This window comes from Labrys sp. ALF-8 (assembly GCF_059699065.1).
In genome coordinates this window covers 20,969-43,185 of sequence record NZ_AP048537.1, presented here as the reverse complement: position 1 = coordinate 43,185, position 22,217 = coordinate 20,969, and the positions used below count along the sequence as shown (strand labels likewise).

General features: G+C 63.9%; 19 protein-coding genes and 2 pseudogenes. 11 read left to right on the top strand and 10 right to left on the bottom strand.

All coding sequences use genetic code 11. The features are described from left to right. Positions 1-97: 97 nt before the first annotated feature. Genes AC6H34_RS00250 through AC6H34_RS00240 form a run of 3 tightly spaced genes read left to right on the top strand, consistent with a single transcriptional unit; the run spans position 98 to position 3,958 of the window. Complete coding sequence (locus AC6H34_RS00250) at positions 98-373, top strand: sarcosine oxidase subunit delta (protein WP_497537541.1); 276 nt, start codon at positions 98-100, stop codon at positions 371-373. Next, positions 370-3,351, top strand: coding sequence for a sarcosine oxidase subunit alpha family protein (locus AC6H34_RS00245; RefSeq protein ID WP_497537540.1), 2,982 nt, complete (start codon positions 370-372; stop codon positions 3,349-3,351). Before AC6H34_RS00250 ends, AC6H34_RS00245 begins: the two co-directional genes overlap by 4 nt. Continuing rightward, positions 3,344-3,958, top strand: coding sequence for a sarcosine oxidase subunit gamma (locus AC6H34_RS00240; RefSeq protein WP_497537539.1), 615 nt, complete (start codon positions 3,344-3,346; stop codon positions 3,956-3,958). Before AC6H34_RS00245 ends, AC6H34_RS00240 begins: the two co-directional genes overlap by 8 nt. Positions 3,959-3,967: 9 nt before the next feature. Here the strand turns inward: AC6H34_RS00240 and AC6H34_RS00235 are convergent, their stop codons facing one another. Beyond that, positions 3,968-4,384, bottom strand: a complete 417-nt coding sequence (locus tag AC6H34_RS00235; protein WP_448146722.1) for an Lrp/AsnC family transcriptional regulator — start codon at positions 4,382-4,384, stop codon at positions 3,968-3,970. 162 nt (positions 4,385-4,546) lie between these two features. On the opposite strand from AC6H34_RS00235, the gene AC6H34_RS00230 reads away from it, so the two are divergent. Further along, positions 4,547-6,208, top strand: coding sequence for a M20/M25/M40 family metallo-hydrolase (locus AC6H34_RS00230; protein WP_497537538.1), 1,662 nt, complete (start codon positions 4,547-4,549; stop codon positions 6,206-6,208). Positions 6,209-6,274: 66 nt separating this feature from the next. Here the strand turns inward: AC6H34_RS00230 and AC6H34_RS00225 are convergent, their stop codons facing one another. Next, on the bottom strand, positions 6,275-6,589 hold the full coding sequence (locus AC6H34_RS00225; protein WP_448151250.1) for an ArsR/SmtB family transcription factor: 315 nt from the start codon (positions 6,587-6,589) through the stop codon (positions 6,275-6,277). A gap of 612 nt (positions 6,590-7,201) precedes the next feature. Here AC6H34_RS00225 and AC6H34_RS00220 point away from each other — a divergent pair. After that, on the top strand, positions 7,202-7,414 hold the full coding sequence (locus AC6H34_RS00220) for a hypothetical protein (protein WP_497537537.1): 213 nt from the start codon (positions 7,202-7,204) through the stop codon (positions 7,412-7,414). 9 nt (positions 7,415-7,423) lie between these two features. Here AC6H34_RS00220 and AC6H34_RS00215 read toward each other — a convergent pair whose 3' ends face one another. Both AC6H34_RS00215 and AC6H34_RS00210 read right to left on the bottom strand, forming a co-directional pair. Further along, positions 7,424-7,789: a Rap1a/Tai family immunity protein gene (locus AC6H34_RS00215; protein ID WP_448146725.1), complete on the bottom strand. Its 366-nt coding sequence runs from the start codon at positions 7,787-7,789 to the stop codon at positions 7,424-7,426. A gap of 119 nt (positions 7,790-7,908) precedes the next feature. Further along, positions 7,909-9,603 carry a dihydroxy-acid dehydratase gene (locus tag AC6H34_RS00210; RefSeq protein ID WP_497537536.1) on the bottom strand — a complete coding sequence of 565 codons (1,695 nt, stop codon included), beginning with the start codon at positions 9,601-9,603 and terminating at the stop codon, positions 7,909-7,911. A gap of 381 nt (positions 9,604-9,984) precedes the next feature. Here AC6H34_RS00210 and AC6H34_RS00205 point away from each other — a divergent pair, with 381 nt between their 5' ends. Further along, complete coding sequence (locus AC6H34_RS00205) at positions 9,985-10,290, top strand: lipoyl domain-containing protein (protein ID WP_497537535.1); 306 nt, start codon at positions 9,985-9,987, stop codon at positions 10,288-10,290. 29 nt (positions 10,291-10,319) lie between these two features. On the opposite strand, the gene AC6H34_RS00200 is transcribed toward AC6H34_RS00205, so the two are convergent. Continuing rightward, on the bottom strand, positions 10,320-11,531 hold the full coding sequence (locus tag AC6H34_RS00200) for an MFS transporter (protein ID WP_497537534.1): 1,212 nt from the start codon (positions 11,529-11,531) through the stop codon (positions 10,320-10,322). Positions 11,532-11,654: 123 nt separating this feature from the next. Continuing rightward, the gene (locus AC6H34_RS00195) at positions 11,655-13,277 is read right to left on the bottom strand and encodes an ABC-F family ATP-binding cassette domain-containing protein (protein WP_448146729.1); all 1,623 of its coding nucleotides are present in this window, start codon (positions 13,275-13,277) and stop codon (positions 11,655-11,657) included. 353 nt (positions 13,278-13,630) lie between these two features. Here AC6H34_RS00195 and AC6H34_RS00190 point away from each other — a divergent pair, with 353 nt between their 5' ends. The 5 genes from AC6H34_RS00190 (at position 13,631) to AC6H34_RS00170 (ending at position 19,157) form a co-directional block, all read left to right on the top strand. Then, entirely contained in the window at positions 13,631-15,157 is a 1,527-nt protein-coding gene (locus tag AC6H34_RS00190; protein WP_497537533.1) for a sugar ABC transporter ATP-binding protein, read from the top strand. A gap of 21 nt (positions 15,158-15,178) precedes the next feature. Then, positions 15,179-16,174, top strand: a complete 996-nt coding sequence (locus AC6H34_RS00185) for an ABC transporter permease subunit (RefSeq protein WP_497537532.1) — start codon at positions 15,179-15,181, stop codon at positions 16,172-16,174. Between the two features lie 56 nt (positions 16,175-16,230). Next, on the top strand, positions 16,231-17,178 hold the full coding sequence (locus tag AC6H34_RS00180) for an ABC transporter substrate-binding protein (RefSeq protein WP_497537531.1): 948 nt from the start codon (positions 16,231-16,233) through the stop codon (positions 17,176-17,178). Positions 17,179-17,367: 189 nt separating this feature from the next. Continuing rightward, positions 17,368-18,402 (top strand): substrate-binding domain-containing protein, encoded by a 1,035-nt coding sequence (locus AC6H34_RS00175; RefSeq protein WP_448146733.1) that lies wholly within the window; start codon positions 17,368-17,370, stop codon positions 18,400-18,402. Continuing rightward, positions 18,399-19,157, top strand: coding sequence for a response regulator (locus AC6H34_RS00170; RefSeq protein ID WP_448146734.1), 759 nt, complete (start codon positions 18,399-18,401; stop codon positions 19,155-19,157). The genes AC6H34_RS00175 and AC6H34_RS00170 overlap by 4 nt, the downstream gene beginning before the upstream one ends. Here the strand turns inward: AC6H34_RS00170 and AC6H34_RS00165 are convergent. The 4 genes and pseudogenes from AC6H34_RS00165 to AC6H34_RS00150 form a co-directional block, all read right to left on the bottom strand. After that, on the bottom strand, positions 19,099-20,313 hold the full coding sequence (locus AC6H34_RS00165) for an ATP-binding protein (RefSeq protein ID WP_497537530.1): 1,215 nt from the start codon (positions 20,311-20,313) through the stop codon (positions 19,099-19,101). The two genes, AC6H34_RS00170 and AC6H34_RS00165, sit on opposite strands and share 59 nt — an antisense overlap. Before the next feature lie 6 nt (positions 20,314-20,319). Then, positions 20,320-20,526 (bottom strand): annotated as a pseudogene (locus tag AC6H34_RS00160) (hypothetical protein); the annotation flags it as partial. A 152-nt stretch (positions 20,527-20,678) separates the two neighbouring features. Continuing rightward, positions 20,679-20,966: pseudogene (locus tag AC6H34_RS00155) on the bottom strand (HAMP domain-containing protein); the annotation flags it as partial. A 1,033-nt stretch (positions 20,967-21,999) separates the two neighbouring features. Further along, positions 22,000-22,215: a hypothetical protein gene (locus AC6H34_RS00150; protein WP_448146736.1), complete on the bottom strand. Its 216-nt coding sequence runs from the start codon at positions 22,213-22,215 to the stop codon at positions 22,000-22,002. Positions 22,216-22,217: the final 2 nt, after the last annotated feature.

The window sequence follows — 22,217 nt, the reverse complement described above, 5'->3', positions numbered from 1 at the left end:
CCGAAGTCACTCCTTTCTCCAACACTTTGTTTTCACGCATTTTCTCAATCGAAGGGTCTGTCGGCTTTTCTGGAAAATGCCTTAGAGGCGCGGTTCGATGCGGATTGCCTGTCCCTATTGCGGTGCGCGAGGAGCGCATGAATTCACCTATCTCGGGGATGCCAAGCCGGTACGACCCGATCCTGCTGCGACGGATGCCGGCAAACTCTTCTTTGATTACGCTTATTTACGCGACAATCCCGAAGGGGAGCATGAAGAGCTCTGGTACCACTCCTCCGGTTGCCGTTCCTGGCTTAGGGTTAAGCGCAATACCCGCACCCACGCAATCTCCGAGGCCGTTCTGGTGCCGGGCGCGACGGGAGTAGTCCCATGAGCAGCGCGGTCTCGTTTCGCCTGCCATCGGCCGGCCTCGTCGATCGTGCCAGCCCCCGCGGCTTCCAGTTCGACGGCAGATCCTACCAGGGCCTTGCGGGCGATACGCTCGCATCGGCCCTCATGGCCAATGGCGTGCGCCTCGTCGGCCGCTCCTTCAAATACCATCGCCCGCGCGGCGTCTTCACCGCGGGACCGGAAGAGCCGAACGCGCTGGTTGAACTGAGGACGGGCGCAAGGCGCGAGCCCAACACCAAGGCGACCACCATCGAGCTCTACGAAGGGCTCGAAGCGGCCAGCCAGAATCGCTGGCCCTCGCTCGGCTTCGACCTGATGTCGCTGAACCAGCTTGGCGGTCCGCTTTTCGTCGGTGGTTTCTACTACAAGACCTTCATGTGGCCAGCTTCCTTCTGGGAGAAGGTTTACGAGCCGCTGATCCGCCGCGCCGCCGGTCTCGGCAGGGCCAGCGGGCAGCCCGATCCCGACCGTTACGAAAAGGCCGCCGCCTTCTGCGATGTGCTGGTGATCGGATCCGGCCCTGCCGGCCTGATGGCGGCGCTGGAAGCCGGCAGGGCCGGCGCGCGCGTCATTCTTTGCGAGGACGATTTTCGGCTCGGCGGCCGCCTGCTGGCCGAACGCCAGGAGGTGGATGGCAAGCCGGGCGAGATGTTCGCAGCGGAGATCGAGGCCGAGCTCGACTCCATGCCGGAAGTTCGCATCATGCGCCGCACCCAGGTGTTCGGCGCCTATGATGGCGGCACCTTCGGCGCGCTGGAGCGTGTGTCCGACCATCTGCCGCTTCCGTCCGGACACCAGCCCCGCCAGCGCCTTTGGCACATCATGGCGAGGCGCTGCGTCAACGCCATGGGGGCGGTGGAGCGACCGATCGTATTTGGTGGCAATGACCGTCCCGGCGTGATGCTCGCCTCCGCGGTCCGCACCTATCTGAACCGCTACGGCGTGGCGCCGGGGCGCCAGGCCGCCATCTTCACGACGGGCGACGACGGCTGGCGAACCGCTGCCGACCTCACCGCAGCCGGTGTCACGGTTTCGGCGATTGTCGATTCCCGTCAGGAGGTTAGCCCGGATGTTTCCAGCTGGGCTTCAAGCATCGGCACCCGCATGATGCTCGGCGCGCGCGTGACTGATGCGAAGGGCGGCGCCCAAGGCATCAAGGCCGTCGAGGTCATCAGCGGGCGCAGCCGCGAGACGATCGCCGCTGATCTCCTCGCCGTTTCCGGCGGCTGGAACCCGCAGGTCGCGCTCACCACCCACAAGGGCAACAAGCCGCGCTGGTCTGACGATCTGGCCGCCTTCGTGCCGGGCGACCTGCCGGAGGGAATGATGGTCGCAGGCGCGGCCAACGGGGACTTCTCGCTGGGGGCTTGCCTGCGTGCAGGCTTTGAAGCGGGCCGCACGGCCGCCACCGATTGTGGCTTCTCCGTCGGTGGAGCGCCGCTTCCGACCTGCAAGGACGAAGCCGTCGGCCTCACGCCGCTCTGGCACGTCGCGGAGAGCCACTCGAAGGCCTTCGTCGACCAGCAGAACGATGTCACCGCCAAGGACATCGAGATTGCCCATCGGGAGGGCTTCCGATCCGTCGAGCACCTCAAGCGCTATACCACGCTCGGCATGGCGACGGACCAGGGCAAGACTTCCGGTGTCGCCGGCCACGCCATGATGGCTGCGCTGGTTGGCCGTCCCATGACCGATGTCGGCACCACCGCTGCCCGTCCGCCGCATCTGCCGGTGGCGATCGGCGCCCTGGCCGGCCCTCATCGCGGCAAGCATTTCAAGGCGACGCGGCTTACCGCCGGCCATGACTGGTCGATTGCAAACGGCGCCACCATGGTCGAGGCCGGCCAATGGCTGCGCCCGCAGTGGTTCACGAGGCCTGGCGAGAAGGACTGGCTGGAAAGCGTCTCTCGCGAGGTGCGGACCACGCGTTCGGCCGTCGGTGTCTGCGATGTCTCCACGCTCGGCAAGATCGACATCAAGGGCGCCGACGCCGGGGCCTTCCTCGACCGTGTGTACGTCAACACCTTCTCCACCGTGGCGGTGGGCAAGGCCCGTTACGGCCTGATGTTGCGCGAGGACGGCTTCGTCATGGATGACGGCACCTCGGCTCGCTTCGCGCCCGACCATTTCGTGATGTCCACCACCACCGCCAACGCGGTGAAGGTGATGCAGCATCTGGAGTTCTGCCGCCAGGTGCTCTGGCCTGAGCTCGACGTCTCGCTGAGCTCGATCACTGAGCAGTGGTCCCAATATTCGGTGGCGGGTCCGAAGGCACGCGAACTCCTGCAGAAGCTCTACGGACCGGGAACCGATCTGTCCGACGAGGCTTTTCCCTACATGGGATGTGGCCTCCTTGCGCTCGGCAATGTCTCCTCGCGTCTCTACCGGCTCTCCTTTTCGGGTGAACTCGCCTATGAGATCGCCGTGCCGGCGCAGTATGGTCTCGCCCTTCTCGAAGCGCTCATGGCGCTGGCGATGGAACTGGGAGGCTGTGCCTACGGTACGGAGGCGCTTGGCGTCATGCGCGTCGAGAAGGGCCACGTCGCCGGCAATGAGCTCAGCGGCCAGACGACGGTCCGGGATCTCGGCCTTGGCAAGATGATGTCGACCAAGAAGGATTATATCGGCCGTATACTTGCTGGCCGCCCCGCGCTCACGGCAGCGGATCGTCCCGCCCTCGTGGGCCTCAAGCCGGTCAATCCGGCCGAACGCCTGCGCGCAGGGGCGCACTTCCTCAAAAAGGGAGCGGCAGCCGAGGCCGGCAACGACGAGGGCTACGTGACTTCGGTGGTCTACTCGCCGATGGTCGAAAGCTGGATCGGACTGGGCCTGCTGGCCGGTGGCCCCGCGCGCCACGGTGAAGTGGTGCGCGCCTACGATCCCGTGCGCAATGGCGATATCGAGGTCGAGATCGTTTCGCCCGTCTTCTTCGATCCGGAAGGGAGCCGCCTCCATGTCTGATGTCGCCCTGGCAGGCACTCTCATTCTCACGGAACGCAGTGCCTTCGAGGGCTTTCTGAAGCCCGTGGGAGAGGGGAACGGCGTAACGGTCCAGGACCGCTCCGACCTTGAACTGGCGGTTGTTTCCGCTCGCCGGGGGCAGGAAGGCGCGCTGGCGGCTCGGATGGACGCGACATATGGCGTAAGGCTGCCGTCGGGCCCCAAGCGGATCGAAGCGGGGCCGCTCGCGATCATGGGGACGGGTCCCGGCACATGGCTTGCGGCCCGTGACGTCGTCCCCGGACAGCCCCAGGCGACCCTCGCCGAGGAGCTCTCGCGGGCGCTTGCGGGTCTCGCCGCCGTAACAGATCAGTCTTCCGGCTATGCCGCGCTGCGCGTTTCCGGCCCTAGGGTGCGCGAGGCCTTCGCCAAGGGGCTGGACATCGATCTGCACCCGCGTGCCTTCGCTCCGGGGGACGTCGCCGTCACGGCCTGTTCTCACATCGGGGTGACGCTCTGGCAGCTCGACGATGCGCCGACCTACGAGATCGCGCTCTTCCGCAGCATGGCCGGGAGCTTCTGGCACTGGCTGAGCGAGAGCGCGGCGGAATTCGGGCTGGCAACGTAGCGCCGATCGTCAGGCCGGGCCCAGGAACAGGTGCGTTTCCGATTTGGCGATGCCTTCCATGCTCCGGACGCCCGTGACAACCCGATGAAACTCGTTGAGATCGGGCACCTCGATCTCTCCGATCAGGTCCCAGCTACCGTTGGTGGTGTGGATGGCGGAGAAGCCGGGGTTCTTGCGCAGCGAGGCGATCACCGTCTTGATGCTTCTTCCGCTGAGTTCGATCATCATGACGCCGCGGATCATGTCGGCGCTGGCGTGATCCCTGAGCCGCACCGTGAAGCCTGCGATGACGCCGGATGCCATGAGCTTTTCCATCCGGCTCTGTACCGTGCCGCGGGCGACGCCGAGAATGCTGGCGAGAGTCGGGATGGTGGCACGGCCGTTGATACGCAGTTCAGCAACCAGCTTCTGGTCGAGATCGTCCATCGCGTCATTCTCTTTTTCGTCAAATCTTTTGCTGATTTAGCAGAGTCCTGGCAATTTCTATACCAGATTGGCGTTTTCGCTGTTCGTTATGCCTGATAGCGTTTCGGATATCACCGGCCCTCTAGCTTTTCACGTCGTGCCGGCAAACATGGGAACAGATCCGTGACGACCGACGCCATATGGGATCCCACAGAACGGGTACGCGAACTCTCCTATCGTCTCGTGGGCTGGGCGAGCGAGACAGGCACTTCGGGCGAAGCGGCCTTTGGCGAAAAGCTGGCGGGATTGCTGAGAGAGATTCCCCACTTCCAGGCAAACCCCGACGACATCACCCTCATCGACAGCCACGGCTCGCCGCCGACTCGCAACGTCGTCGCTCTGGTGCGCGGGAAGGGGAGCCGTACGCTGGCGCTCGCGGGCCATTATGACGTGGTGTCGGTCGACAATTACCGCGATCTCGCAGCGCTGGCCTTCGAACCCGATGCGTTGCGAGAAGCGCTCGTCGCCGATCTGTCGAGCCGGCCTCTCTCGCCAAGCGAGGAACGAGCGCTGGACGATTTTCGCAGCGGCGACTTCATTCCCGGCCGCGGCATGCTTGACATGAAGAGCGGTGTCGCGGCCGGCATCGCCGTGCTCGAGCAGTTTGCGGAGAAGGAGGAGCGGGACGGCAATCTCATCCTGTTTGTGACGCCGGACGAGGAGCGCAATTCGCAGGGCATGCGCAGTCTGCGCCGCGCGTTGCCTGCACTCGCGGCGCGCTGGGGCATCGACATCGTTGCCGGGATCAATCTCGATGCGACCAGTGACCAGGGTGATGGAACGGAAGGAAGGGCGATCTACCGGGGTACTATAGGCAAGCTATTGCCCTTTGCCTTTATCGTCGGCCAGCCCTCCCACGCGAGCTATCCCTTCGAGGGCATAAGTGCCCATCTGATCGCGGCCGAGATCATGCGGGCCGTCGAGGCCAATGCCGAACTCTGCGATCGTGCGGGTGGCGAGGTGTCGCCGCCTCCGATCTGCCTGGAGGCCCGGGACTTTCGCGGCGGCTACGAGGTGACGACGCCGGATCGCACCTGGATCGCGTTCAACTGGCTGTCCCATTCGCGCTCGCCGGAGGAAATGTTCAACCTTTTCCGCTCGAAGGTGCAGGGGGCGCTGTCACGCGCCCTGCAGCATTTCAACGTCCAGGCGGAGCGGTACGCCCACTATATCGCGGCGCCCCAGCCCGCCGGGGAGCGCAGCCCGCTCGTGCTCACCGTTGCCGAGTTGCGGCAGAAGCTCGAACGTGTCGGCGGGCATGCCGCCATTACCGCCGTCAGGAGCCTCGAGACATCCCTGGCCGGCAATGACAATCCTCTCGAGGTCACCCGGCGGCTGGTGGACGAGATGGTGGCGCAGGCCCGCCTCACCGGGCCGGCAGTCGTCATCGGTTTTGGCAGCCTCCACTATCCTCATACGCATCTCGATGCTTCGCGGCCGCTCGACCTGGCCTTTGCGCAAGGGCTCGAGGCAGCCCGCAGCGCCGTGGAGCAGCGACTCGGCACCCGTTTCAAATATCGCGATTATTTTATGGGAATCTCCGATATGAGCTTTCTCGGCCAGGCGCCACCGGAGGCGGACAGTCACATCGTGGCCTCGAATACGCCGGCTGCGCAGTATGTCGACGAGGCAGTCCAGGGGGCTCTGTCCTATCCCACGGTCAATATCGGACCGTGGGGACGGGAGTTCCACCAGAGGCTCGAGCGCGTCCACGCGCCTTACGCCTTCGGCGTGCTTCCGCAATTTCTCTCGGCAATTGCCGGAGAGGTCTTGCGGCAAAGCTAGGGCAGTCGCGTCCGGCGTGGCAGCTTCTTGTCCTGCTCGGGCAGTTTGGCCAGATGGACCCGCCGATCAGGCCTCCTTTGCCTCCAGCATCTCGCCACTGCGATGTCGACCCGACTTGCCGTTCGCCTGCCCGAGCCACGTCTTGCGTTCGACAACCCAACCCTCGGCGAGCTTCAGGGCGTCCGTGGTCATCCGATAGGTCCGCACGCGACCGTTTTTCTCGGAAGCAACGATGCCGCCGGCTTCAAGCACGCTCAGGTGCTTGAGCACGGCGGGCATGCCCATCGAAAGGGGTTGGGCCAGCTCGGTCACCGTGGCCGGCCCCTGGCAGAGCCGATCCACCATGGTGCGGCGGCTCGCGTCGGCGAGGGCGTGGAACATCCTGTCGAGAGATCGCACGTCGGGGCCGGATGCCACGTCAACTGCCTTTCTCGGCCGGGGAGTGGAAGTGTTTGGAAGTATCAACATGGGGCACGACAGCGTGAATGGAGAACTGATCTGAATCGCGAGAAACGGAAGGATCTTTTCGGATTGTCGGTAAGCTCTACTTTTGAATACTTCACCGACTTACTAAGTATTGTCTCAAATAAAAAGACATATACTGAAGGTTTTCCAATTAGGTAAGCTTTATTGTCATTTCATAATCCGTGATTAATGTGTTTATTACCAAGATGGGTGAAGGTAAAAAGAAGCCCGCAATGCGGGCTTAGATAGGGTACCGAGAGAACCGAGCGAAGGTGCGAACAGCACAGCATGGAGGGGATCTGTTCGGAGATCGCTGCGCCATTCGCAATTGCAATGTAGCTGCCTCGTTCTCCCGACACACTCCGTCAAATATGACGTGTTTACGTGGACGTAACGTTATATTTTTTGCTCAGGACCTACCGCACTTCCGAGTCTCTTCGCGAGTGCAGATGCAGCCGTCCGAAAATGGGAAGCGATGAATCCCAGGGGCATCCTGGTCCTTGGGGCCCTGCTTGTGATACCGGCGGAATGGAGCAGCAGACCATCTCGCGCGTTGGCGGGGCAACTGCGGGCACTCTCGGCCCCGTCACTAAGACCATCGAAACCCGGCTTGGCCGCCAGCCCACGCCGGCCTCCGTGCCGCGTGCAAAGCAGGATGCACGGGCGGACGTCGAGGCAACGCTTGCTCAGGCGGAGCGCTACGATACGCAGGGCAGGGCGCGCCTGATGCTCAATCCTTGAACGAGGTACTCAAGGGCAGGGCCATTTTTCGTGGAAAGCATTCCCTGCGAGCGTCATGAAGGATTCCTTGAGACGGTCGGGATGAGCGTCGAGATAGGCTGCGGCAACGCCGGCCATCTGCGGCAGCGAGACGTCGGCCGGTTTGCAGAAGCGGCTCTCCGCCGGCATCAGGCGTCCCATCCCCGAGAGATCGTCTATATCGATCGCGCAATAAAGGCTCGGGAGTTCCAGGTCGGTCGGCGACGCGGCATTGTTGGAGGCAAGGCTCTTGCAGGCGGGCAGATAGTGTTCGCCGCTGCCGGGCACCGTCTGCGCAGCGAGGGTGGTGTTCAGGCCTGCGAACAGGAGGATCGAAAGCAGAAATTTCTTCGTCATCTGAGAACTCCGTCGAAGATCAATAGCGGGGCGGCCCATGCCTGTCTCTCCCCGACTGGTCCGGCGCCTGATGGAAGGCACCACCTGGGCCGTTAGGATGCGGTCGGGGAGTGTCTTCCTCATTCCGGGGGCGATCGCAGAAAATCGAGATCGCAACCTGCTTCCGCCTGCAGCACATGGTCGCGATATAGCCTGGCCCATCCGCGCTCTCCAGGCATGGCCTGCATTTTTGGCTCTCTCGCCTGCAGGACCGTGCTGTCGACCAGCAGGTCGAGCCGCCGCTCCGCCACGCTGATGCGGATGAGATCTCCCGTCTCGATGCGCGCCAGTGGGCCGCCAGCCGCCGCTTCGGGAGAAATATGCAGCACGATGGTGCCGTAGGCCGTGCCGCTCATGCGTGCGTCGGAGAGGCGCAGCATATCCTTGACGCCTTGGCGGGAGAGCTTGGCGGGGATGGGGATATAGCCCGCTTCAGGCATGCCGCAGGCCCTGGGGCCCGCATTGCGTAGCACGAGGGCGTCGTCCGGCCCGACATCGAGGTCCTCGTTGTCGATGCGCTCGGACAGATCCTGCAGACCGTCGAAGACGACCACGCGGGCCGTGCGCTCGAAGAGACTCGCATCGGCCGCCGCTCGCTTCAGGATGGCGCCGTTGGGAGCCAGGCTGCCATGGAGAGCGACCAGGCCGCCTTCCGCGCGGATCGGCCTGTCGAGCGGGCGTATGACCTCGCCGTCGATCCATTCATCTACGGGTGGCAACAATTCTCCCAGCGTCTCGCCGGTGACCGTCATCGCGCCAAGATCGAGATGGCCTTCGAGACGCCGCAGGAGTGCGCCGACGGCTCCGGCATTGAAGAAATCTTCCATGTAACCCTGGCCGGTGGGCTTGAGGTCGACCAATACGGGAGTCGCATCGGAGAGTGCGTTGAGCGTCCCGAGATCGACCTCGAGTCCCAGGCGGCCCGCGATGGCGGCGAGATGCACGACGGCATTGGTGGAGCCGCCGATCGCGAGCAGTACTTTCACGGCATTGTCGATGCTGGCTTGCGTGACCACACCGGCGAGCGTGCGGCCCGACAGCGCAAGCTCCATGGCGGCCGTGCCGGTCGCTTCCGCCGCGCGCAGGCGATCGGCATGCACGGCGGGGATGGCGGCGGTGCCCGGCAGCATCAGGCCCATGGTCTCGGCGACTATCGCCATGGTACTGGCCGTGCCCATCACGGCGCAGGTGCCCGAGGTGGTGGCAAGGCGTCCCTCGATGTCGTCTATGGCTTCCTCGCCCAGTTCGCCGCCGCGGTAACGCGCCCAGAAGCGGCGGCAATCGGTACAGGCGCCCAGGCGTTCGCCACGGTAGCGGCCGGTCATCATCGGCCCCGTCACGAGCAGGATGGCAGGCTTGCCCGCGGATGCCGCGCCCATCACCAGCGCCGGCACGGTCTTGTCGCAGCCTCCGACCAGCACCACGGCGTCCATCGGCTGAGCGCGGATCATCTCCTCCACGTCCATCGCCATGAGGTTGCGGAACATCATGCTGGTGGGATTGAGGAAGACCTCGCCGAGCGAGGTCACCGGGAAGTCGAGCGGCAGGCCGCCTGCCGCGAGTACTCCACGCTTTACCGCCTCCACGAGTTCGGGCACGCCGCGATGGCAATTGTTGAAGCCGCTGGCTGTCCAGGTGATGCCGATCACGGGTCTCGACAGCATCCCGCGCGAATAGCCCATCGAGAGTGCGAATGAGCGCCGCAGATAGGCAGCGAAGCGGGGGTCTCCATAATTGGTCAAGCCGCCTGTGATGCCGGGAGGACTGGCTGGCATGAAGAGATTCCCTCGCTTGCGGCAGTCGATGCAGGAAAAGCCGAAATCCTCGAAGGCGGCATTTCAATGCTCCGAAAGCATCCCCGGTGCATAGTTGCACAGCACACCAGCCTCGGCCACCATGAACCTCATGCGGCGTTGATTTCAACGGCAAGCCCGGGTGACAGTGCTGCAGCCAGCTGTCGCATGCTGCAAGATGTGAAATGCAAAGCTGCGGCGCGGCCCCATCAAGCTGGCGCTATTCTTGCTTCACCGCCTTGGGAACCATCATCGTTCCCGTCGGTTGCGTCGCCTGCTTGACATCAAGGAGGGGTAGGGCTGGCCGTGTTTGGCCTGCCCTGTCTCCAGAACCGTTTTCCCGACCTTCAGAGAGTTCCTCGAATGATCTATCAACTGAGCGTGCCAGCGGCCGTGCCGGGCGTCGACGAAATCCGCATCCTGGAATGGCATGGGGAGGAAGGCAGCAGTTTCGGCAAGGGCGACCTGATCGTTGAACTGGAGACCCACAAGGCTGTGGTGGAGGTCCGGGCGGGGCAGGCGGGCGTGCTGCGCCGGACGCTGGCCGAGGCGGGGGACTGGAAGGGCATCGGCCTGCCGCTGGCCGTGTTCAGCGACGGGGCGGACGAAGCCATGCCTGCCGACGAGGCCGGCTTGTCCGAACTCACCGTCGAATTCGAAGTGACCTGACCGGCGAGGCTTGGCCCGGCAGCTCTTTTTCAGGAGGGTTGCAGCCGTTCGCGAGAACGGGAGGGCAGGGGCGGAAAGGCAAGCGCCACGGCCACCGCGCCGAGCGCGACGCTGAACGAGCCGATGTAGAGCCATCGGAAATCGTTGAAGTTGTCGAAGATCCAGCCGCCTGCCACCGGTCCGAAAGCCATGCCGATGCTCGAGGCCATGGTCGCGGCACCGAAGACGCTGCCCATGATGCGGGCTCCGAAATATTCGCGGGCCAGCACCGCATAGAGCGGCATCACACCGCCATAGGCCGTGCCGAATGCGATGGAAAGCAGATAGAATTCTTCAAGCTTGCTGACATAGAGATAGGCGCTGATGGCGAGGGCCTGCACGAAAAGTCCGGCGACCAGTACAGGTTTGACACCGATCCTGTCGGCCAGAATGCCGAGGAGGAGGCGCCCGCCAAGGCCCGCCAGCCCTTCGACGCTGTAGATGCTGACCGCCGCAAGTGCGGAAATCCCGCAGATCATGGCATAGCTCACCATGTGGAAGATCGGTCCGGAGTGAGCGGCGCAGCACAGGAAGAAGGTGAGCGCCAGCACGATGAACTGAGGCTTACGAAAGGCCTGCGAGGCGGAGAGGCTTGCGGCGCCGTTCGCCGCCAGCGTCGATGCAGTGTCGTAGCCCGAAACCGGAGCGGAGCGTATCAGGAGCGTTGCCGGGATGAGCAGGACCCAGGCGGCGATTGCGATCGCCAGCATGGCGTCGCGCCAGCCGAGTTCGCCGATCAGCCAGGTCGCGAACGGTGAAACCGTCATCGGCGCCACGCCGATTCCCGCCGAGACGAGCGAGACGGCGAGGCTGCGGTTCTTCTCGAACCAAGTGGTGACCGATGCGATCATGGGCGCGAAGAAGGCGCCTCCCGCGATCCCAACGATGATGCCGTAGCTCAGCTGGAAGGCGAGGAGCGAACTGGCCCTGCTGGCCGCCGCCAGGCCGAGGCCCAGCAGGATGGAGCCCGCAAGTGCCACCGGCCGGGCGCCGAACCGGTCGCTTGCCGCTCCCCACGCGAAGCCGGCCACTCCCATGAAGAGGAAGTCGAGCGTCATGGCGCTGGAGATACCGGCATGCGACCATCCGGTGTCGGTCGACATCGGCCACTGGAACACCGCGAGCGAGAACATGGCGCCGGCACCGACGCAGGTCATCAACGCACCGACCGCAACGATTATCCAACCATAGAAGATCCTCATGCCTCTGATCCCCGTTCCCGGTTCGAGCCGCTATCATGCACCGAGGACGCATGAGAGGGGAGCAAACCGACAGGTGGCACGAGAGTATTCGTGTCGGGGCGGCAGTGCACCCGAGATATCGGATCAGCCGTGCAGCCCGGGAGCTTCCTGGCCCGTGCGCGCCACGTATTCGGTGTAGCCGCCACCATATTGGTGGATGCCGTCCGGCGTCAGTTCAAGCACCCGGTTGGAGAGCGCCGCCAGGAAGCGGCGGTCATGGGAGACGAAGAGCATCGAGCCTTCGAACTGAGAGAGGGCGGAGATCAGCATTTCCTTGGTCGCCATGTCCAGATGGTTGGTCGGCTCGTCGAGCACCAGAAAATTCGGCGGATCGTAGAGCATCTTGGCCATGACGAGGCGAGCCTTCTCGCCTCCCGACAATACGCGGCAGCGCTTCTCGACGTCGTCGCCCGAAAAGCCGAAGCAGCCGGCCAAGGCCCTGAGCGACCCCTGGCCTGCCTGGGGGAAGGAGTCCTCCAGCGTCTCGAAGATCGTACGATCGCCGTCCAGCAGATCCATGGCGTGCTGGGCGAAGTAACCCATCTTCACACTGCCGCCCGGTGTCACCGTGCCCTCGTCCGGATCCGAAGTGCCGGCAACCAGCTTGAGCAGCGTCGACTTGCCGGCGCCGTTGACGCCCATCACGCACCAGCGCTCCTTGCGGCGCACCTGGAAGTTCAGGCCATCATAGATGCTTCGCGTGCCGTAGCGCTTATGGACGTTCTTGAGGCTCACGACATCATCGCCCGAACGGGGGGCAGGCTGGAATTCGAAGACGACGGTCTGGCGGCGACGGGGCGGCTCGACCTTCTCGATCTTCTCCAGCTTCTTCACGCGGCTCTGCACTTGCGCCGCATGGGAGGCACGTGCCTTGAAGCGCTCGATGAACTTGATCTCCTTGGCGAGCATGGCCTGCTGCCGCTCGAACTGCGCCTGCTGCTGCTTCTCGTTGAGCGCGCGCTGCTGCTCGTAGAATTCATAGTCGCCCGAATAGGTGTTGAGCGATCCGCCGTCTATCTCGATGACCTTGGAGACGATGCGGTTCATGAACTCACGGTCATGCGACGTCATCAGGAGGGCGCCTTCGTAGCCCTTGAGAAATTCCTCCAGCCAGATCAGGCTCTCGATGTCGAGATGGTTGCTCGGCTCGTCGAGCAACATGGCGTCCGGACGCATGAGCAGAATGCGGGCGAGCGCCACGCGCATCTTCCAGCCGCCGGAGAGGGCACCTACGTCGCCGTCCATCATGGCTTCGCTGAAGCTGAGGCCTGCCAGCACCTCCCGGGCCCGGCCTTCCAGCGCGTAACCGTCGAGTTCCTCGAAGCGCGCCTGGACCTCGCCGTAACGCATGACGATCTCGTCCATCTCGTCCATGCGGTCGGGATCGGCCATCGCTGCCTCCAGCGCCTTGAGTTCGGCGGCGACTTCGCTCACCGGACCAGCGCCATCCATCACCTCCGTCACGGCGCTACGGCCCGCCATCTCGCCGACATCTTGGCTGAAATAGCCGATGGTCACGCCCCGATCGACGGCGACGCGGCCCTCGTCAGGTTCCTCCTGGCTGGTGATGAGGCGAAAGAGGGTCGTCTTGCCGGCACCGTTCGGACCGACGAGCCCGGCCTTCTCGCCCTTCAGCAGGCTCGCTGAAGTCTCGACGAAAAGAAGATGGTTGCCGTTCTGCTTGGAGATGTTTTCGAGGCGAATCATGACGGGTAGCCAGTGGGTTTTCGACGCGCTCTTTAGGCGATGAGGCCAATTCGCGAAAGAGAAGGATGGCAGCCGCGCAATCGATCGTCCGGCCTTCGGCGTCAGGGCCGGGAGCCCTCACAATATTTCAAATATTACAGAGGTGACATCCGGCGTTGAAATCGTCCGTTCACCTGCCCTTGGTTTCTAGAACCCGCCTTGGCCACAGAAGAGCCGGGCAAAGGGAGGGGTATCGTGACGCAAGCCTTGGCTTTCGCAGGACGTCACATCGCTGACGAGCACGGGCAGCGGAACCGTCGAAGTCGTCGACGCCCCGCACAGGTGGATCAGTCAATCTTAGCCCGGTCACTGCCATGACGGCCCCCATTCTCGAAATGCGCAACGTCTCGAAGACGTTCGGCGCGGTCAGGGCACTCAACAATGTGCAGCTCACGCTTTTTCCCGGTGAGGTCCATGCCCTGATGGGCGAGAACGGCGCCGGCAAGTCGACCCTGATGAAGGTGCTCTCCGGCGCCTACAAGCCGGATCCCGGCGCGGAGATCCTGATCGATGAAAAACCCGTTCACATCACCGGGCCGATCTCCTCGAAGGAGGCCGGCATCTCGATCATCTACCAGGAACTGTCGCTGTCGCCGAACCTGACGGTGGCGCAGAACATGTATCTGGGCCGGGAGATCAATCGTGCCGGCGTCGTCGACAGGGCCAGGATGCTGCGCGAAGTGGAACCGGTGCTGAAGCGCCTCGGTGCCCAGTTCACCGGGGCGACGCTGGTGGGCTCGTTGACGATCGCCAACCAGCAACTCGTCGAGATCGCCCGGGCCCTGCATGCTCATTCGAGGATCCTCATCCTCGACGAACCGACGACGGCGCTCTCATCCCGCGAGACCGACGGCCTGTTCTCCATGATCCGCCAGCTCCGCGACGAGGGACTTGCGATGGTCTACATCTCCCATCGCATGAACGAGGTCTACGAGCTCGCCGACCGCGTGTCGGTCCTGAGGGACGGGGGCTATGTCGGCACGCTCGAACGTGAGGCCCTGAGCCCCGACGCCATCGTGCGCATGATGGTGGGGCGGGAACTCTCATCGCTCTACACCAAGGAACACAAGCCCGATCTTGCGGCCAGCAAGCCCGTGCTCGAGGTGAAGAACCTTTCCGATGGTACGCGTATCCGGGATTGTTCGCTCACCTTGCGGGCCGGCGAGGTCGTCGGCCTCGCCGGCCTGGTCGGCGCCGGACGATCTGAACTGGCCCAGGCCATATACGGCGTCCGTCCGCGCACGCATGGAGGGATGACGCTCGATGGTGCCGAGTTCGCGCCGCAGTCGCCGCAGGATGCGATCGACAAGGGCCTCGCCTACCTCACCGAGGATCGCCGGGGCGATGGGCTGTTCCTCGACATGTCCTGTCAGGACAATACCAATGTCGGAGTGCTCAGGCGCGATGCGAAATGGGGCTTCGTGCTCGACAGGCGCAAGGCGCGCCAAAGGGCGCTCAAGGCGATCGGCGATCTGAAGGTGCGCGTGCCCGGTCCGGAATATCCGGTAGGAGGCCTTTCGGGCGGCAACCAGCAGAAGGTGCTTCTCTCGCGCTGGCTGGAGATCGAGCCCAGGGTTCTGATCCTGGACGAGCCGACGCGCGGCGTCGACATCGGCGCCAAGTCCGAGATCTACAAGATCATCGATTCGCTGGCCCAGAAGGGCGTGGCGATCCTCGTCATTTCCTCCGAACTGCCCGAGGTGATCGGCATCGCCGACCGCATCGTGGTGATGCGCGAGGGCGTGATCACCGGCGAAGTGGGCGGAAGCACCGGCATCGCGCCCACGCAGGAGAACATCATGAGCTTCGCAACGGGCGTGGCCGCGCCGTCCCTCAACTGATCCACACTTCGGAGACATGTCATGGCAAATGACGCAATCGCCGTGTCGGGCAGCGACCTGGCACGCCGCCAGAAGATACACAACCTGATCTCCACGCTCGGCATGCTGCCCGTCCTGCTGGCCGTCGCGGTCGGCTTCCAATTCCTGTCGAGCGGCCGCTTCTTCACCGGCCAGAACATCAGCATCGTCTTCCAGCAGGCCTCGGTGAACACGGTGCTGGCCGCGGGCATGACCTTCGTCATCCTGACGGGCGGCATCGACCTCTCAGTCGGCTCCATCCTCGCCGCTTCGGCGATGGCAGGCCTGATCGTCTCCAACATGCCGGACCTGTCCTATCTCTGGATATTCGCTTCGCTCGGCATGGGTGCGGGATTCGGCGTGATCAACGGCCTGCTGATCTCCAGCCTCAGGCTGCCGCCCTTCATCGTGACGCTCGGCTCGCTGACGGCAGTACGCGGCATCGCGCGCCTGATGGGCGGCGACAACACGGTGTTCAACTCGGACATTCCCTACGCCTTCATCGGCAACGACTCGATCATGGGAATTCCGTGGCTTGCCCTGATCGCCGTCATCGTCATCGTCGTGTCCTGGTTCGTCCTGAAGCGCACCGTGCTGGGCACTCATATCTATTCCGTGGGCGGCAACGAAGCCGCAGCGCGGCTGTCGGGCATCAAGGTGCCCCGCGTCTATCTGGTGGTGTACGGCATCTCCGGCCTGATGTCCGGCCTCGGCGCCGTCATGCTCTCGTGCAAGCTGTTCGCCGCGAACGGCCTGCAGCTCGGGCAGGCCTATGAGCTCGATGCCATCACTGCAGTGATCCTGGGCGGTACGTCCTTCGTGGGCGGCGTCGGCTCGATCTGGGGCACGCTGATCGGTGCCCTCATCATTGCGGTCCTAACCAACGGGCTGATCCTGATCGGCGTTTCCGACATCTGGCAATACGTCATCAAGGGACTGGTCATCATCGGTGCCGTCGCCCTCGACCGTGTCCGCCAGAAAGGCTCGGCCCGCACCTGATCGGGTGAGGCCGGCGCAACATCCCTGAGATATCCCCAACCAAGGAGAGGAAAACCATGTCGAAATCAACCTGGCTCGCGGCTTCGCTTCTGGCGCTCGCCGTCACCACGGCCCCCGCTGGCGCGAAGGATCTGAAGAAGATCGGCATTTCGCTGGGCTCGATGGGCAATCCGTTCTTCGTCGCCCTCGCCAAGGGCGCGGAGGACGAGGCCAAGAAGACCAATCCGGATGTCGAGGTGCAGGCCGTCGGATACGACTACGACATCGGCAAGCAGTTCACCCAGATCGACAACTTCATCGCTGCCGGCGTCGATCTCATCCTGCTGAACCCGGGCGATCCCAAGGCCATCGGCCCGGCGATCCGCAAGGCGCAGGCCGCCGGCATCGTCGTCGTGGCGGTGGATACGGCCGCGCAGGGCGCCGACGCCGTGGTGCAGACGAACAACAGCCAGGCCGGCGAGATCTCCTGCGAGTACATCGCCAAGAAGCTGGACGGCAAGGGCGACGTCATCATCATGAACGGTCCGCAGGTGTCCTCCGTCATCGAGCGCGTCAACGGCTGCAAGGCGGTGCTCGCCAAGTCGCCGGGGATCAAGATCCTCTCTTCCGACCAGGATGGAAAGGGCTCGCGCGATGGCGGCATGAACGTCATGCAGGGCTACCTGACGCGCTACGACAAGATCGATGCCGTCTTCGCGATCAACGATCCGCAGGTGATCGGTGCAGACCTCGCCGCGCGCCAGCAGAACCGTTCGGGCATCGTGCTGACCTCGGTGGACGGCGCTCCGGATATCGAGGCGGCGCTCAAGGATTCGAAGGCCGCCATGATCGAGGCTTCCGCTTCGCAAGATCCCTACACGATGGCACGCCATGCGGTCAGGGTCGGCGTCGACATCTTGAACGGCAAGAAGCCGGCCAATCCGGTTGAACTGCTCGATTCCAAGCTGGTCACCCGCGACAATGTCGGCAGCTATGTCGGCTGGTCGGCCCAGCGCACGAACTGAACCTCGTGAACCTCCCAGCGAAAGGGCGTACCTTTCGCACAACTGGGCGGCGCATATGCCGCCCTCCTTTATCCGTCCCGAAGCCCGTGCCGCCATTGCAGTCCGGAGTGTGTTTTGAAAGACGGGCCGGTGCTGTAGTGTCCGCCGCCGTTTCAAGCACGAGAACCTTGGGACAGGGGAGGAGCAGTCTTGATCATCGACGTCGAAAGCACGGGTTGCGGAGGCTTCGCATCGGCCTGGAGCCGGCGGCTTTGCGGCTTTCTCCTTGCCCTGGCTCTCGTCGCGGGAATCGGATGTCCGGGGGCCGAAGCCCGGCAACTGCGAACGGTGGGCGTTATCGTCGCCGATCTCGACAATCCCTTCTTCGCGCAGGTCGGCGAGAGCATTGAGGAGGCGGCCAAGCGCCTCATCGGTCCGGATGTCACGGTGACCGTAAGGTCGAGTGGCTATGATCTCGATCGCCAGATCCAGCAGATCGACGAGTTCATCGCGCAGGGCACCGACCTGCTGTTCATCAATGCGGTGGATACGCAGAATATCGGCGCTGCCGTGGCAAGGGCTCGCCAGGCCGGCATCGTCGTCGTGGCTGTCGACGTCCGGGCCAACGGCGCCCAGGCGACGGTTACATCCGACAACGGAGCGGCAGGGCGCATGGCCTGCGACTATCTTGCGCGGCGGCTTGGGGGCAAGGGAGACGTTCTCATCCTCAACGGGCCGCCGGTTTCATCCGTGCTGGAAAGGGTCCGCGGCTGCAAGGCCGAACTCGCCCGCTTTCCCGACATAAGGGTTCTGCCCGATGACGAGGACTGCGGGGGAAGCCTCGAAGGTGGCCTGTCCCACATGACCGATATGCTGACGAAATATCCCAGGCTCGGCGCGGCCTTCGCGATCAACGATCCGACGGCCATCGGGGCGGATATCGCCGCGGCCCGGGCGCGGCGCACGGAATTCTTCATCGTGTCGGTGGACGGGTCTCCCCTCGGAGCAGAGACGCTCGGCCAACCCGGCACGAGGCTCGCGGCCACGGTGGCCCAGAGTCCCCGTGTCATGGCGGAAAAGGCGGTGGCCTTCGGTATCGATCTGTTCAGCGGTCGCTCTCTCGATCGCGATACGGTCGAGATCCCCGTGAATCTCCTGACCTCGGAAAACATATCGGCCTATGCCGGCTGGGGAGCCAAGGCCACGACGGCACCCGCCGGCCAGGAGAATGCCGGAGCAAAATGAGCCAGGACACCGCCATACGCATCGCCGTCGTCGAGGATGATCCGGCTGTCGCCGGGACACTCGAAGACATGCTCCTGGACGAAGGCTATCGCGTCGTTCTCTGCCCCACGGGCGCCGCGTTGCGGGCACAGCTGGAGGAAGCGCCTGTCGACCTTATTCTACTCGATCTCAATCTGCCCGATGGCAATGGTCTTGCCCTGGCGGGATTCGTGCGCGCGACCACGGCCGTGCCGATCATCATGTTGACGGGCAGGGGCGCTGAGGTCGACCGGATCGTCGGGCTGGAACTGGGCGCTGACGATTATGTCGTCAAGCCGTTCAGCCCGCGCGAGGTGGCCGCGCGCATTCGCGCCGTGCTTCGCCGTGGACGCGCTCCGGCGGCGCTCCCGCCCACCGTGCGGCGCGGCTATCGTTTCGAGGGCTGGACCCTCGATGTCGATCTCAGGCGGCTCTACACTGCCGAGCATGCCCAGGTGGCCCTCACAGGAGGGGAGTTCGACCTGCTGCACAGCATCGTTTCGGCTGCGGGGCGCATCCTCACGCGCAATCAGCTGCTCGACATGACACGCAGCGGCAGCAATGACGACGTGTTCGATCGGACGATCGATGTTCTGATCCTGCGCGTACGCCGCAAGATCGAGCCCAATCCCCATGCTCCGCGGCTCATCGTGACCGAGCGCGGCCTCGGTTACAGGTTCAATGCGGTCGTGGAGCGCTTTGGCTTTGACGACGCACGTCCAGCAGGCCGCGAATAGCGGTGGCCAGTGCCGCCTTGGAGAAAGGCTTGCCGATCAGATTGATGTCGAGGCCCACCTGCAACTCGTCCCGCAGTTTGTCGCGCGGATAACCGGAAGTGTAGAGAACGGCGATCTGGGGATCCGCGCTTCGTGCACAAGCGGCGACATCGTCGCCCGTCACGCCTTCGGACAGGACGAAATCGGTGAACAGCAGGTCGAAACGGTCGTCATCGAGGGCCTTTCGCGCCTCGTCGATCGTTGCGACGGCGGTGATGGAATAGCCGAGACTGAGCAGCATGTCGGCCGTCGTATCACGCACGAGGCGATCGTCCTCGACGATGAGGATGCTCTCCTTGGGAGTCGCGGCGGTACCGCCCACGATCGCCTCGGGGCGCCGGAATCCTTTCGCGGCTGTCGCGGTTCGCCTTGGCAGCGTGATGACGATGCGGGTGCCGGAGCCCCGCGTGCTGGCGATGTCGACCTGCCCACCGGACTGGGTGACGAAGCCGTACACCATGCTGAGGCCCAGGCCGCTGCCGCGTCCCTGTTCCTTGGTTGTGAAGAAGGGTTCGTAGGCGCGTGCCATCACATCGGGAGACATGCCCTCCCCGTCGTCCTCGACGGCAATGCGGACCCGCGAGGTGCCGGAGGCTGGTGCCCCGGCAGCGGACGAAGAAGAGATCCTGATGCGGCCGCCGGACGGCATCGCATCGCGGCTGTTGAAGATCAGGTTGAGAATGGCATGCTCGAGCTGGCCTGGATCGACGAACACTTCCTCGAGGTCCGCCTGCAGGTGGGTCTCCAAGCGGATGCTGCTGCCGAGACTACAGTCGAGCAGCTCGACGAGATTGCGTATCAGCGCGTTGATATCGGTCGTCTCGGGCTGCAGGGCCTGCTGGCGGGAGAAGGCCAGCAGCCTCTGTGTCATGGTGGCGCCCCGCTCGGCTGCGTCGAGCGCGCGCAGGATCCGTGGTGTCAGGTCCCGGCGGTCGTGAAGCGACTCGTGCAGCATCTGAAGATTGCCGCTGACGGCAGCGAGGAGGTTGTTGAAGTCATGGGCGACGCCGCTCGTCAACTGCCCCACGGCTTCCATGTGCTGGGCCTGTCGAAGCTTCCTGTCCATCGTGCGCCGCTCGGTGAGATCGGTGTGGATGGTCGCGAAGCCGCCGTCCATGGGTTGGCTGCGCTGCTCCACCACGCGCCCGCTCGGAAACGTCCATTCGCAGCGGGTCGCCTCGCCCTGGCGCTGGCGGAACATGGCGGCTGCATCGGCCGGGAGACGGGCCGCACCGTCCATGACCGCGCCGGCGGCGAGCATCCGCACAACGATGTCCTCGAAGCGCTTTCCGGCGCGTACATGGGCAGAGTCGAGCTCGTTGACCTCGATGAACTGCGCGTTCCAGGCCGTGAGGCGGCCATTTTTTCGTCGAACACCGAAAGGCCGTCGGCCATGTTGGCGAAGGTCGCCTCCAGCACGCGGCTTTTCGCGATCAGATCGCTCGCCAGCGCTTCGCGGTCGAAGCTCTGTTCCTTGAAGACGTTGAACGCCCGGGCCAGAATGCCGATCTCGTCCGCCCTTTCCACCGCGGGAACATGCGTGGTGCGGTCTCCGCTGGCCAGCCTAGAGATCGCCGTGGTGATGGTTTGCAGGTTGCCGGCGAGGTTGCGCAGGACATAGGTGACCGCCGCAGCGCTGGCGAGCAGGCAGATCAGGGTCAGCAGCAGGATGCGGTTCTTGCCGTTCTCCAGCGCTGCATTGGTGCGTGCGCTTTCAGCCTGGACAGACTGAGAGATATTGCTGGCGACGTCGGCCACCTTGTCGCTCATCTGCGTCGACAGGGCGTGAATGGAGGCCAGCAGATATTGCGTGGTCTGGTGCGCCGCGATTTCTCTGCGCCGGATGTCGAAGACACGCGACTGGAGCTTGACGAAGGCGTCGGTTTCCGGATCTCCCGATGACAGCACGGTCGTGCCGTCTACGGAACCGTCCTTCGGGGTCAGCTCTCGGGAAAATCCCGCAAAGGCCTTCTGCAATTCGCCGATCTCGACCGGGTTGTCATTGCCGATTGCGGCAAAAATGGTTTCCGTGAGACCCTTGAAGGCCTCCAGCCGCACGGAGGATGCGCCGGGGCCGCCGGCCTGGACCCGCAACCTGGCTTCGATCTTGCCGCGCCGCTCGAAGGCATAGGCAAGCTCCAGCATGTCGGAGCGGATATCCAGGCTGTCATGCGTATTCTGGACCAGGCTCTGCAGGTTCGAAGCCATGCGGGAGGCCAGATCATGCAGCGATCCCGCAGGTGGTTTGTCGCCGGGGGCCAGAGGTTCGAGAGCGTCGACCATCGCCTTCAGTTCGGCAAGCTGCGCTTCCAGCTTCTCATTCTCCACGTTCAGCTTGTTCATCACCTGGATCGAGGACAGGAAGGGGGCGATCGAGGCTACGGCCGAACTGCGGCGGGCAAGCTCCATCGCCTTATCGATATTGGGGAGGCTGTGGTCCCGGAGAGAATTGAGTGCTCTCTCCGAATCCGAGAAGCCGCTCCAGCCGATCGAGCCGATGGCCACGCTCAGCCCCACGATCAGGCAAAAGGCGAGCAGCAGCTTCGACCTCACCGTGCGGAACAAGGCGAGGGGCAAGCCACGTCCACCCCTGAACGATCCGAGATTCAATGCGACGACCCCTGCCGGCGTAGTTTGTCGATCCTGCCACGGGAGAGCGGCGGATCCAGGCGTACGGGAACATTTAGAACATCTTGCAAGGTCCTGGGTAGCTCTCTCTATAGACCACTGCCTGCGTGTCGCGGACCATCGCCACCTCTTGCGCAGGGCAGCGCGAAGGCCCGGCGATCCGCAGGCCGGTGCGCTACTGAACAAACTGAGGTTCGTGGGCCAATTCCTCGAAGTGCTCCGCTTCCAGGATCTGCGGTACCTTCCCCGGGTCCCTCAGGGCCGCGACGTCGACGAGCGGATCGGGGTGATCCTTGATTTCGATATAGCGATGAACCGCATCCCGGAGGGAAATGTCATGTCCCTCGAAACTGACTAGTTCGTCCGGGTCGTATTCAAAATCGACTGCCATGG